The 12772-nt window shown below is 63.2% G+C and carries 10 protein-coding genes, 1 tRNA gene and 4 pseudogenes; 4 read left to right on the top strand and 11 right to left on the bottom strand.

The features are described from left to right. The coding region (locus tag E0E18_RS13875) for a DUF3662 domain-containing protein (protein WP_161972259.1) at positions 1 to 882 on the bottom strand (882 nt) is incomplete at its 3' end. A 246-nt stretch (positions 883 to 1128) separates the two neighbouring features. Here E0E18_RS13875 and E0E18_RS08515 point away from each other — a divergent pair. Next, positions 1129 to 1211: transfer RNA gene (locus E0E18_RS08515), tRNA-Leu, on the top strand. A gap of 134 nt (positions 1212 to 1345) precedes the next feature. On the opposite strand, the pseudogene E0E18_RS14505 reads toward E0E18_RS08515, so the two are convergent. The 10 genes and pseudogenes from E0E18_RS14505 to E0E18_RS14000 form a co-directional block, all read right to left on the bottom strand. Further along, a pseudogene (locus tag E0E18_RS14505) lies at positions 1346 to 1585 on the bottom strand (IS256 family transposase); the annotation flags it as partial. Positions 1586 to 1620: 35 nt separating this feature from the next. After that, positions 1621 to 2816, bottom strand: a pseudogene (locus E0E18_RS08505) (IS3 family transposase). Between the two features lie 191 nt (positions 2817 to 3007). Beyond that, positions 3008 to 3580: a GNAT family N-acetyltransferase gene (locus E0E18_RS08500; protein ID WP_130840267.1), complete on the bottom strand. Its 573-nt coding sequence runs from the start codon at positions 3578 to 3580 to the stop codon at positions 3008 to 3010. Positions 3581 to 3806: 226 nt separating this feature from the next. After that, entirely contained in the window at positions 3807 to 4541 is a 735-nt protein-coding gene (locus E0E18_RS08495) for an IS6 family transposase (RefSeq protein WP_130840265.1), read from the bottom strand. Continuing rightward, positions 4432 to 4758 (bottom strand): transposase, encoded by a 327-nt coding sequence (locus tag E0E18_RS14500; protein ID WP_130841346.1) that lies wholly within the window; start codon positions 4756 to 4758, stop codon positions 4432 to 4434. The genes E0E18_RS08495 and E0E18_RS14500 overlap by 110 nt, the downstream gene beginning before the upstream one ends. A gap of 243 nt (positions 4759 to 5001) precedes the next feature. Beyond that, a protein-coding gene (locus E0E18_RS08485; protein ID WP_130839360.1) for an IS3 family transposase occupies positions 5002 to 6221 on the bottom strand; the annotation gives its coding sequence in 2 pieces (ribosomal slippage) (positions 5002 to 5951 and positions 5951 to 6221; 1221 coding nt in all). 169 nt (positions 6222 to 6390) lie between these two features. Then, complete coding sequence (locus tag E0E18_RS08480; protein WP_237559802.1) at positions 6391 to 7041, bottom strand: metal-dependent transcriptional regulator; 651 nt, start codon at positions 7039 to 7041, stop codon at positions 6391 to 6393. A gap of 530 nt (positions 7042 to 7571) precedes the next feature. Then, on the bottom strand, positions 7572 to 8288 hold the full coding sequence (locus tag E0E18_RS08475; RefSeq protein ID WP_130840263.1) for an SDR family oxidoreductase: 717 nt from the start codon (positions 8286 to 8288) through the stop codon (positions 7572 to 7574). 90 nt (positions 8289 to 8378) lie between these two features. Further along, positions 8379 to 8960, bottom strand: a complete 582-nt coding sequence (locus E0E18_RS14005; protein ID WP_202616708.1) for an MFS transporter — start codon at positions 8958 to 8960, stop codon at positions 8379 to 8381. Then, positions 8914 to 9507 carry an MFS transporter gene (locus tag E0E18_RS14000; RefSeq protein ID WP_202616707.1) on the bottom strand — a complete coding sequence of 198 codons (594 nt, stop codon included), beginning with the start codon at positions 9505 to 9507 and terminating at the stop codon, positions 8914 to 8916. Before E0E18_RS14000 ends, E0E18_RS14005 begins: the two co-directional genes overlap by 47 nt. A gap of 135 nt (positions 9508 to 9642) precedes the next feature. Here E0E18_RS14000 and E0E18_RS08465 point away from each other — a divergent pair, with 135 nt between their 5' ends. The 3 genes and pseudogenes from E0E18_RS08465 (at position 9643) to E0E18_RS08450 (ending at position 12676) form a co-directional block, all read left to right on the top strand. Next, on the top strand, positions 9643 to 10536 hold the full coding sequence (locus E0E18_RS08465) for a LysR family transcriptional regulator (protein WP_130840260.1): 894 nt from the start codon (positions 9643 to 9645) through the stop codon (positions 10534 to 10536). A 492-nt stretch (positions 10537 to 11028) separates the two neighbouring features. Beyond that, positions 11029 to 11199, top strand: a pseudogene (locus tag E0E18_RS14495) (IS3-like element IS1206 family transposase); the annotation flags it as partial. 281 nt (positions 11200 to 11480) lie between these two features. After that, a pseudogene (locus tag E0E18_RS08450) lies at positions 11481 to 12676 on the top strand (IS3 family transposase). Positions 12677 to 12772 lie beyond the last annotated feature (96 nt).

Genomic DNA, 12772 nt, shown 5'->3' with positions numbered 1-12772 from the left:
GGGGGCGGGGGCGGGGCGCTGACCGTGGCCTGCCCGGCTGTCCGGGGACGGGGAAGAGGGGTCGGACGCCTGCCGGGGTGCCTGCGGGTTCCCCTCCCCGCCCTGCGCTGGATCCGCTGCCGGGGTGGAGGACGCCACATTGTCAGACCTGTTCCCCGCGTCACGGTTGTCACGGTCGGCACGGTCGGCACGGTCGGCACGGTTGTCGCGGTCGCCGGAGTGGCCCCAACCGGGGTTGTGGCGTCCCGGATGGGCAAGTCCGGCAAGTGCACCCGCTCCTGCGGCTCCTACGGCTCCTGCGGCTCCGGCCGCGTCCGGGGCACCGGTCGCGCCGCCGGGGCTACCTGAGTTGTCTGCACCGTCGGAGGAACTGTCGGCGTCGTAGGGGCGCGCCACCGGATTACGGCCGGAGTCAGGTTCGGAGCGGGGCCACTGCGGGGCTGCGGCGTCCTCCCCGTGGTCCGCCGGCTTCATCTCACGCGGACCGACCTCCCGCTGGTGGGTGGAGGTGAAACTGGACCGGCACTTCAGCTGGCCGGTGTGCATGGTGTCATCCTTCACGAGATCGACCGTCACCGGTGCGGCTGTGGACCAGCCCTCGTTCCGGATGAAGCGGTTGAGGCGGTCCCGCAGTTCCCGGTCCAGGTCAGGGCGCTTGGACAGCAGGGTCTCATGGTCGTGGGCGGCGACGTGGACCTCGTAGGCTGAAGGAGCGTGGAGGGCACCTGACCGGTCCTCCATGAGAGTGTCCTCCGCCTCCTGCTTGAGCAGTTCGTCAATCTCGGCGGGGACGACCTCACCGCCGAACACGCGCGCGAAGCCGTTGTCCAGCCCACGTTGAAGTGAACTGTCGAGCTTGCGGAATCGTCCGAAGAGATCCATGAACCGGGGTCCTGCCTTCCTTGTGCCCTGCCGTTGACGAAGTCCGCGACCGGGGCACGCTGCAGTTCTGGTCGGGTGAACAGTACGGTCCATTATATAGGGTGGACAGGACGCAACGGGGGAAAGGTCCGCGCCGGGAGCGGCGAAAATGGTTGAGGACCTGCGACTTTGTGTGGTCACTGCCCCGGTGATAACCTTACTACCCGTTGCAGGCGCAACCTTGTCGACCATGATGGCCGATGCCACGGGCGAGTGGCGGAATGGCAGACGCGCTGGCTTCAGGTGCCAGTGTCCTTCGGGACGTGGGGGTTCAAGTCCCCCTTCGCCCACAGTGAGCGGTTCACGGACCGCACCGACCGGAGGTCACAAACCCGAAAGGGTTTGTGAACTCCGGTTTTTCGTTGTCCGGGTGTTCGCTCGGTGAGAGGGTTATACGACAAAATGTGTGTCTTTCACCGGCGTGTCATCGGCCGAGCCAGCCTTTCTGCACTCCCATAGAGTGTTGGTAGGTGGAGTCAATCGCGGTGTCGTGGAAGGCTGGCCGACCGTCGTCAGACGGTGACTGGTCTTCAGCTGCGAGCAGGCCTTGTGCTTTGGCGAGTGCGACCTTGCCCCATCTCTGGTCCCCGGCGATCCTGACAGGGTCGCCGGGGACCTGCGTATGCAGGTGCAGCCACCAGTCGATGACGGTGCGCTGGTGCTCGGCGGGTCTGCTGCACGTTTAGGGACAGTTGTTAGTCACGCCGCGAGGGCGACGTCCTTGGTCATGATGGCCTCGAATTCGATCGGGGTCAAACGTCCCAGACAGGCCTGCCGTCGTCGGCGGCGATAGGTCCTCTCAATCCAGGTCACGATCGCGATCCTCAGTTGTTCACGCGTGGTCCAGGAACGCCGATCAAGGACGTTCTTCTGCAGCAGCGCGAAGAAGGATTCTGTGGCGGCGTTATCGCCGCTGGAGCTGACTCTGCCCATCGATCCGACCATGCGGTGACGGGCCAGAGCGCGTAGGAACTTCCTGCTTCGACATTGAGATCCCCTGTCCGATTGGACCACGCAACCGGCGACGTCACCGCGCATCGCCACGGCGTTCTCGAGGGCTTGGACAGCCAGGCGGGACGTCATCCGTGAGTCGATCGAGTACCCGACGATACGCCCGGAGAAGGCGATGTTGATCGCGCACGCGTAGAGCTTGCCCTCCGCAGTCCTGTGCTCCGTGATGTCCACGAGCCAGAGCTCATTCCCCCGCGTCGCGGCGAACACATGCCTGGTACGGCCGTGTTCATCAACAACAGCACAACGATCATCATGAACGGGCGGGCCGGGCTTCTTCCCGTTCTTGCCCCGTTTCCTCGGCGAAAACGGACCACCAGCTGTTGCTCGATGTGATCCGCCACGCGGTTCGATCGACCATCGGCTCACCGGCCTGACGGGCTTCGTCGTCCAAGTAGTCGGTGCCCGAACTCTTCGGTCATCACAATGCGCGTCGAACAGCGCGTTCGCGCGATACGCCTCCACCACTTCACTCGGGGTGATGGGATCGGCCAGCCAACGATAGTAGGGCTGGCGGGAGAGCTTGAGCACCCGACACGTCACCGTCACAGGGATCCCTGCAGCAGCGAGCTCGGCAACGAGCGGGTAGAGCCTTTGCCCTGCAGGTTCGCCTGCGACAGATACGCCGCCGCCCGACGCAACACCTCGTTCCCCTGCTCCAGCAGCCGGTTCCGCTTGGTCAACTCACGGATCTCCGCTGCCTCAGTCCGCGACTGCCCCGACTTCCCCCCCTCGCCGATATCGGCGCGACGCAGCCACTTCGTCAGCGACATCGGGTGAACACCGAAGTCTTTCGCGATCTGCTCGATCGTCACTCCAGGCTCACGGTTTCTCGCGACGCGCACGCCGTCGTCGCGGAACTCGGTGGGATAGGGCTTGGGCACGATGGCCATCCTTCCAGACCCGCCCTGTCTGGCAAGCCAGATCAGATGTCACCCATCCGTGCAGCAGACCCTAGTTTGCGTGTTCGTGCCGACTATCTTGCGGGTTCCACATGTCAGGCAGAGCTTTGCACCGGTGGGTCTGCTGCATGGAGGGGTGAGCCGCGGCCCGGCCTGCGTCTAAAGGTGGATGCTCAGTTCGTGATCCAGTAACGGCGTGTGGGGACACTGTCACCCGGCTTGAGACGTAGGTCTTCCAGGATTCCTCCGTTGGCCTCGATGACAGCGGCGGACCCGGCGTTATCGTCGTCACAGGTGACGAGCACACGGCGGATACCCCGGTTGGCGAGGAGGGCCAGGGATTGGCGCAGGATCTCGGTGGCGAAGCCCTGGCGGCGGAACTCAGGAGCAACGGCGTAGCCGATGTGTCCATCGTAGTTCAGCAGGTTCTCGGTAAGCCCGTAACGAATCGAGGCACGCCCGATGATGGTCGGATTTGCGAACCCTACAGTGTCCTGGTCGCTAATCTCGGCGAGGAGGAAGTCCGCAGGCAGCCAGCCTGCAGGTAGGTCGGTTCCCTCATGCTGTTGCCTGACACTGTCGAGAAAGCCTGTCCAGTCGGTGTTGGTTGTGCCGTCAGAACCAGCTCGAGCACCGAGTTCCCCAGCCCCGGCGAGGAAATCGAAACGCTCGGTTGAACACAACGTGTTCAGCTCTCGGACGCGAGCCTGGTCTGAATAGACCGGTAGTCGAAGTATCAATGACATGGTGCTTCAGTGTAAAGGTGCCCGCTGCAGATAATGCTGGGACGAAGGCTTAGTTGAAGGCTCGGTGTAGCGGTTCCCTCAGGGTTGCTTGGGCATGAGGATCCATGCACCGAGGTAGAACACGGCCTGGGGTCCGGGCAGGACGAAGGGTGCTGTTGCAAAGTGGAGCGGGCGGTGCCCGGACGCTGATCGAGAAGGCGGTCCACAACCCTGTAGCCCTGATCTCTCAGGCGCCTGTGAAGGCCTTGGCGACGATCACCGCATCCGGGTTCGGACACCCGAAGGCGAACACCCTGCCCTGGCCTTTGCGTAGCGCGTGCATCGCCTCCATACCCTGCAGCGTCCTGTACGCCGACTCCGGATTCTTGAACCCGCCACCTTTGGGACCCAGGATCCGCTTGAGCCGGCCGTGATCTCCCTCGATCACATTGTTGAGGTGTTTCACCTGCCGGTGAACTACTGTCCTCGACAGCTTATGCTCGTCGATCAGTTCCTTGATCGCTGCAGCGTAGGTGGGTGCTTTGTCGGTGCAGATGATCCGAGGACCACTGGGTTCCTCACCGTTGTGGACACGGTGACCAGTGCTACGCAGCGCTTTTCCCAAAAATCGCGTTGCTGCTGTCGTGTTGCGTTGGGTGGACATGTAAAAGTCCAGAGTCCGGCCGTCCTTGGTGACGGCCCGGTAGAGGTAGCACCACCTTCCACCTACCCGGATGTAGGTTTCATCCACTCGCCAGGAGTCGGCGAAGGCTACAGATCCTTTGCGGTACCAGCGGGTCCGTTTATCCAGTTCGGGACCGTAGTTCTGCACCCACCGGTAGATGGTGGTGTGATCCACTGGTGCACCACGTTCAGTGAGCATCTCTTCCAGGTCGCGGTAGGACACCCCGTAGCGGCAATACCAGCGCACTGCCCACAGGATGACGTCTTGAGGGTAGTGCCGACCGGAGAAAATGCCCATGACCGCTGATCCTGCCGACGGCAACCCAACTTTGCAACAGCACCTTTAGAATCTCGTTAGCCCTTCGCAGCTCGTGGACCTCGCGCTCGAGGTCGGCCAACCGCTGCGCGTCATCGATCGTGGTCCCGGCTCGAACGCCGCCGTCGATCTCAGCCTGACGGATCCAGTTCCGCAGCGCTTCGGGATGCACCCCAAGCTGGTCCGAGACCCTCTTGATCGCCCCACGAGCGGACCCGGGGTCCTTCCTGGCGCCATCGCCATCCGCGTCGCCCGCTGCTGGAGCTCAACGCTGTACTTCCTCGGTGCTGCCATGACTCTCATCATCCTTCCCAGGATTGAGTGCCTCCATCAGACCCGGAGCGATTCAAGTGGTCCCGCGATATGTCCGATCCGACGGTGGGGGGCGAGGCGCTTGCCCCGTACGAGAGTGTGGCCTTGCCCGCAAATCGTGGACAGGTAACTAAGCTGCCTCAGGTTCCTCAGCAGCAGGTTTGTTGAACAGATTCATTTCGAACTCCACCGGCGGCACATACCCCAGCGACGAGTGCAGCCGTCGTCGGTTGTAGACCACTTCAATCCAGCGGGCCACAGCCTGCCGAGCCTCGGCCCGGGTGTGCCAGGTGTACCGGTCGTAGAACTCGGTCTTCAGCGTCGCCCACACACTCTCGGCCATCGCATTGTCCCAACACACCCCGGTCCGGCCCATTGACTGCAGTACCTGCAGGTCCTGGCACACCCGGTGCATCTGTTCGCTGGTGAACTGGCACCCACGATCAGCGTGGAACACCACATCAACGGGCAGCTCACCGCGTATCGTGTGGGCCATACGCAGGGCTCGTTCCACCAGGTCAGTGTGCATGTGGGTGTCCATCGCCCAGCCGATGATCCGCCGGGAATGCGCGTCGGTGACCGCCGCCAGATACACCCAGCCTTCACCGGTGCGCAGATAGGTGATATCGGAAATCCAGCACCGGTCGAGCCCGCCTTTGTCCCAGCAACGTCGTGCCCGGTCGGGGATCGCGTGGGTGTTGACACCAGGCAGCGTGGTCACCGGGGAGAACTTCTTGGGACTGATCCCCTCCAAGCCCTGGCGCAGCATCGACTTCGCCACGGTCTTGCGGTCAACGACCGTCCCCTCACGAGCCAGCTGGGCATGCACCCGGGGAGCGCCGTAGACCTCGTCGGACTCGGTGAACACCGTCCGGACCTTCGCGTCGAGGTCGTCGCGCTCACGGCGTCTGGGCGATGGTTCTCTCGCTTGCCTGGCCGCCCAGGCATAGAACCCAGACCGGGACACTCCCAGCAGGCGGGCCATACGGGTGACCTCGTAATTCGCCTTCTCCTGCGCCATCAGTTCGAACCGTTCGTCGGTGGCTGCTTGGCAGCGAAGAAGGCTGCTGCTTTTCCCAGAAACTCATTGTCCTTGTGCAGATCAGCGACCTGGCGGCGCAGTCGTTTGAGTTCGGCGCGTTCATCCAGGTCCAGCTCACCGGTGGGTTCACCGGCGTCTTTAGCGCGTTCGGTGGCGACCCACTTGCCCAAGGTCTGGGCACCGACGCCGAGTTCGCGGGCGACTTCGGCGATGGTGCGTCCGGTGTCGATCACCAGTCGGGCGGCTTCGTGTTTGTATTCCGGGCTGAAGTTTCGCCGTGGTCGCCGGCCAGCGGTGTTGTCGGTCATGGTGACATCCTCTCGTGCGGGACGGATCCCGCTAAATCGGGTGTCCACTCAACGAGGGTAGGGCCAANGGGCGGCTTCGTGTTTGTATTCCGGGCTGAAGTTTCGCCGTGGTCGCCGGCCAGCGGTGTTGTCGGTCATGGTGACATCCTCTCGTGCGGGACGGATCCCGCTAAATCGGGTGTCCACTCAACGAGGGTAGGGCCAGTTCGGGCAGGTCGCGCTGGGCGTCGTCAACCTCGACTGTGACCGTTCCGATGGACGGAGTGGTGGTGATCATGCGGAGCTCGGCAGAGACCGTGATGCCGCGTCCGGTGAGGTAGCGAATCACCGCTGGGTCACTGTCTCGGATCCGGGTGACCGTCGCGATCTCATCGTCGGAGAGCTGAAGCAGGGGGACCGAGGTCTCCTCATCGTACGTAGGCATTTGCCCGTCAGGACCGGGGATTGGATCGCCGTGGGGGTCGAAGGACGGGTTGCCGACCGCTGCCGACATGCGCTCAAGAACCCGTGTGGACACAGCATGTTCCAGCAGGTCAGCTTCTCCATGGACTTCATCGGGGCTCAGTCCAAGTGCCTCGGAGAGGTAGGTTTCGATGATCCGGCGCCGACGCAGCACACCCACGGCGATCGCGCGTCCGGAATCGGTCAGACTGAACCGACCGTAGGGTTCATAGTCGATGTGACCCACCTGGCTGAGCTTTTTCAGGGTGGCTGACACGGTGGACGCCGTAACTCCCAGTAGGGCGGACAAGTCACTGGTGGTGGCGGTGTCGCCCCACTCTTCTGACTTGAATACCGCGGTCAGATAGTCCTCAAGCACCGGCGACACGTCGCCGGGCACCTGGGGCTGCTGTCTGTTCGTCACCGGGGGCTGCCACCTTCTGTGGTTGTCAGGGAGTTCGTCGCGTGGAACGGGGCTGGTTTGATAGGAAGCTCCTTATGCTGCTTGCGGGGAACCTGCCGACTGCACAGAGAGCGAAGTTACCACTCTGCCTTGTCAGGTGACCCGGGGGAATGGACGCAGGCTGTGACCGCCTTGTGAATGTGATCGCTATGTGGAGTGGATTTTTGATGGTGCTGTTGCAAAGTGGAGCGTCCGGGCACCGCCCGCTCCACTTTGCAACAGCACCGGCTCCGACTCGTATCTTGACTACATCCCCGTGTCTACCATCCGGGGTTCGGGCCCCACACCAACCGTTCCCGTCACGGTGTCCTATATGCTCACACCGCTGGGTTACTCCCTCGCCGACATGACGAGGAATATACGCCTGTGGGAGCAGGATCAAATGGACGAGATCCTGGCACACCGGACGTCTGCGGACGAGAATTCCTCCGCCGTGTAAGGGCGCGTCACCAGGGAATGGGCCCGTTGTCGTCGAAGAATCCGCCACGGGGGCCGTCGTCCGGGAGAGTCGCGAGGTGGACCGCGATCGCGGCGCCCTGTGCGGGAGTGCGGTCGGAGTTGTGGCCGGTGAAGTCGGTGGAGACGTATCCGGGGCAGCACACGTTGATGATGATGTTCGAGTCGGCGAAGCGGCGCGCATACTGAACGGTCATGGCGTTGAGCATTGCCTTCGACGGGGCGTAGGCGGCCATGAGCGGGCCCGTGTGAAGCTCCAGCGAGCCCATATTGCTCGAGACATTCACGATGCGCGGAGACGGTGCCACAGTGAGGAGGGGGAGCAGAGCGTTCGTGACCCGCACCGCGCCGAAGACATTGGTGTCGAGGACGGTGCGAACCACGTCCAGGTCGAGCGTTATGGGATCTTGTGCACCGTCGGCGCTGTTGCCGCCGATACCGGCATTGTTCACCAGGACGTCGAGTCTTCCCGTTGTGTCCGCGATCAGAGAGGCTGCGTCTGCGACGCTGGTGTCTGAGGTGACGTCAAGGGGGACGCCGAAAGCATCGATGCCCTTGGACCGTAGCTGTTCTACTGCCGCAGCCCGTCGACCGTCATCACGCGCGCCGACGGCGACCGTGAATCCACGATCGCCGAGCTGCTCCGCGATTGCGAATCCGATTCCTTTGTTCGCGCCTGTGATAAGCGCTGTCTTGTTCTTATTCATGCACTCCATCGTGGTCCTGAGGTTGAGAAGTGTCCAAGATCGGCCGGGTATCCTGTGATACCCGGCCGATCTTGGACGGAGAATCCCGTACTACGACGTGGCGGGGCGTAGACGCAGGCTTGTGAGCAGGACACCGCCGACGACCGCGACTATCGCGCCGACGATGAGTGGTGCTGTGGGTGCGATGCCGTCGACGAGGAGGCCGCTGATGACGGTGCCAAGAGCGATGCTGATCTGGAAGGTCACGACGGTCAGGCCGCCGACATGCTCAAGGTGCTCCGGGGCCGCTTTCGCTGCCCAGGTCTGCACGGCCGGTATCGCACCGCCGTATCCGAATCCCCACAGTGCAACCGCAATGAACAGACCTGCGGTTTGACCGCCGGTGAGCACCAGGGTGAGCATTCCGGCGGCGAGAATCGCGGGGAAGAGGATCGAAGCGAGGCGGAGAGCACGGTCGACGATCGGCCCCGCAATGGTTGCACCGAGGACGTTCGCGACGCCGTAGATATGCAGAAGAGCGCCAATCCTCCCGCATCTATCAGTGAGAGGCTTTCGGTGGCTGGCAGAATGTACGTGTATCCGATGAACTGTCCGCCCTGGATGAGCAGAATCGCCACCAGCCCGGTCACGAGGAGAACAGAGGCGAGCGTGGCTCCGAGGGCGCAAATCCACCGCCGCGGGTGGCGGGGACGTGTGGAAGGGTCGCCGCCTGAATTATGATTGCGAGCACGGCCGCTCCGGCGCTCAGGAAGAATACCCCGCGCCATCCCCAAGCCTGACCCAACCAGGTGTCCGGCGGAACCGCCGCGATCGTCGCCAGCGACATTCTCACATTGATGATCGTCATCGCCCGACCGAGCTTTCCGAACGACACCAGGTGCACACTCACCGCGATCGCCATTGCCCAGAATCCACCGATTGCGAAACCGACGAGTACGCGAGACCGGAGCAGCACGGCAAGGTTCGGAGCGGGCGCGACGAGCACATTGGAGATCACCGCGACGGCGGTCAGGCCCGGCAAGAGGCGCCGGCGATCCGCGCGAGGGAAGACGATCGGCAGGAACAGTCCAGCGATGCCCGCTGCAATCGCGGTCGCCGTCACAGCTTGACCTGCCGCGCCCTCGGTGACACCGAGATCCGCGGCAAGAGGCTCGCAGGGAGGAACTCCGCCATGATGAGGACGAAAATCCCGAAGCCGAGCGACACGACCCCCGCCCACAACGCCGGTTGCTGCTCTGGCTGCGTTCCTGTCTGCGCGGCGCTACTGGTACCCAAGGGGTTCTCTTCTTTCCGGTCCAAGACCGATCAACCTCCACCTGATACCGTGCGGGTATCAGGGGGTAAGGTTGACGGTATGCGCGATCTAGAGACCCGGGAGTTGCGCTACTTCGTCGCTGTCGCGCAGGAGCTGCATTTCGGCCGCGCCGCCGAATTGCTGGGTATGGCGCAACCGCCGCTCTCCCGAGCGATCAGGCAGCTCGAAGAGCGTCTCGGGGTCCGGCTCTTCGACCGGGACCGTCGCAGCGTCACCCTCACCGACGCGGGCACCGTTCTGCTCCGCGAGGCTGAACCCGCGCTGAACGCGGTTGCTGCTGCGGCTCGACGCACGAAGCGGGCGGGCGAGTCACGTCATTCGATCGCTCTTGTCACGAAAGCTGGAGCCTCTCACGACCTCTTGCAGCACCTGCTGGAGGTGATTGCGGCAGATCCCACCGTTCCTGCCGTCGATGTCCTCTTCTGCGAGGTCGGCGAGCAAGCGACCATGCTCCGCGACGGACGTGCCGACGTTGCGCTCATGCACCAGCCCGTCGACGACCTCGCAGGATTCGACGCGGAGGAACTCTTCATCGAGGGCCAGGTCGCTATCGTCCCCGCCAAACACCCCCTTGCCAGGCGCGCGCACGTCACGATGGCTGATATCAGCGATGTGCCGGATCTTCCGCTGGCGCGGTGGCCACGACTAGACGGCACATACCCCGACGGCCCCGGCCCAGAAGTGCGCACACAACCGCAGATCGCGCAGCTCGTCGCCCTCGGCAAAGCTCTCCTCGTCATCCCCGCCTCAAGTCGAGCCTGGCAATGGCCGGAACACGTCGCCATCCCCGTGGTCGATGCACCCGAGGTGACGACGGTGATCGCCTGGCCAGCGCACAGCCACTCCCGCGATCTCGCCGCAGTCGTCCGCGCCGCCACGAGCATCACCGACCTTCCGACGCTCGCCCCGACCTCCGCGGTCAACGGGCTGTGAAGCCCCAAGAATCACGCTCTCCACGCAACCGAATAGCGCGCAATCACCTCACCCGCCCTCACCGGGTCTTGACCCAGACCGTGGCTCGGTGAACCCCGAACTGTTTCGCGATCGCCTTCACGCTCACATCGCGCTCGCGAGCTGTTCGCATAGCGTCCACTTCGCTATCCGCGAGCCGTGTTCGAGGTCGCTTACTTGGTTCCGCCGCCGCCACGATCCGGGCGTCGTCGACCTCACCAGAGTCGTCGGCATGGTTGGGAATCCCTTGATTCCACGCGGAAACCAGCTTCTGAACCCGTGGTTGTCTGTTCCCGCAGCGCTCCATTGCTTCCACAAGTGAAATAGCAGTTCACTGCGTGCCTCTTCCTTCAGGAGAGGCACCCGCTTCTCGTATCTGTAAGTACTGATTCATGGCAATGCCGTTCGTTTGATGTCGCTGAGCCGTTGCGTCAACAGCGGGCGGAGGCTGAGGCCGGTGAGTTTGACCAGATTGCCGAACACATCCGTAGACTGCAACGCGACGTCGCCCGGCTGCGCGAGGAACGTGACATCCTGCGGCGGGCCGCGAAAATATTTCGCGGAAGAGACGAACTGGTGAGCCGCTTCAAGTTCGTTGACGACACCCGCACCGAGTACCCGGTCAAGCGGCTGTGCGACATCCTGTAGATCCAGCATTCCTCGTACTACAAGTGGAGCGACGGTGCCGAAGCCCGCCAGTAGCAGATCATCGCCGATGCCCTGCTGACGGTGCGGATCAGGGCGGTTTTCGCCGCAGAGAACGGCTGCTACGGCGCCAAGCGCATCGCTGCGGAACTCACCGACCCTGACAGCGCCTACAACTAGCCTTCGGACTCGCCCGGGATCACGCCAGAGTCCGGGACTGCTGCACGGTGAGGTGACATCTAATCTGGCTTGCCCGAGGGTCGGCCTGGAAGGATGGCATCGTGCCCAAGCCCTATCCCACCGAGTTCCGTGATGACGTGGTCCGTGTCGCGAGGAACCGTGAGCCCGGAGTGACGATCGAGAAGATCGCGAAAGACTTCGGAGTTCACCCGATGACGTTGCAAAAGTGGTTGCGTCGCGCCGATATTGATGAGGGGACCAAGCCCGGCCCGTCCCGGTCGGAGGCGGTCGAGAACCGTGAGCTGCGTAAGAGGGTCCGGTTGTTGGAGCAGGAAAACGAGGTGCTGCGGCGTGCGGCGGCGTATCTGTCGCAGGCGAACCTGCCGGGAAAAGGTTCTACCCGCTCGTGACAGAGCTCGCCGAAGCAGGTGTTCCTGTGTCGGTGACGTGTCGGGTGCTCAAGCTCTCCCGCCAGCCCTACTACCGGTGGCTGGTTCACCCCATCGCACTCAGCGAGGTGGTCGAGGCGTATCGCGCGAACGCGCTGTTCGATGCCCACAAGGATGATCGAAGAGTTCGGGCACCGCCTCCTCGGACGACGAAGCCAGCGAGGCGGGTGAGGCGATGATCGATCGGACCGCGTGGAAAATCGCGTCTGAGAACGGCTGGTGGAGTGCGTTCGGGAAGAAGCGCAGCAAGAACGGTAAGAAGCCTGGTCCGCCCGTCCATGACGATCTCTGCGCCGTGGTCGATGAGCATGGTCGTACCTGGCATGTGTTCGCCGCTGAGCGTGTCAACCAGCTCTGGCTCGTGGACATCACGGAACACAAAACCGCGGAAGGCAAGCTCTACTGCTGCGCGATCAAAGATGCCTTCAGCCGGCGCATCGTGGGCTGCTCCGTCGACTCCAGGATGAAGTCCCGCCTCGCCGTCCACGCACTTGAGAACGCCATCGCGATGCGCAGCGACGTCGCGGGCTGCATCGTCCACTCCGATAGGGGCAGCCAATTTTCGAAGCCGGAAGCTCCTGCGTGCTCTGGCTGGCCACGGCATGGTCGGTTCTATGGGCAGGGTGGGTTCGAGCAGCGACAATGCGGCCATGGAATCGTTTTTCGCTCTACTGCAGAAGAATGTCCTCGACCGCCGCTCCTGGGCTACCCGTGAGCAGCTGCGCATTGCGATGGTGAGCTGGATTGAACGGACCTACCACCGCCGACGCCGCCAAGCCCGCCTGGGCAGGTTGACGCCCATCGAGTTCGAAACCATCATGAACACGACCACCGCACTGGCGGCGTGACTATAACCTGTCACCTATCCGTGCAGCAGACCCGTTGCTGGAATGGGGGATGAGCATCTCGCCGCCAACGAGTGGGCGCGGAAGAGGTTCGACGAC

Origin of the sequence: Corynebacterium neomassiliense (assembly GCF_900626215.1) — a bacterium.
Lineage (GTDB): Bacteria > Actinomycetota > Actinomycetes > Mycobacteriales > Mycobacteriaceae > Corynebacterium > Corynebacterium neomassiliense.
The sequence above is the reverse complement of the archived record's forward strand: the minus strand, read 5'-3'. Positions and strand labels throughout refer to the sequence as shown.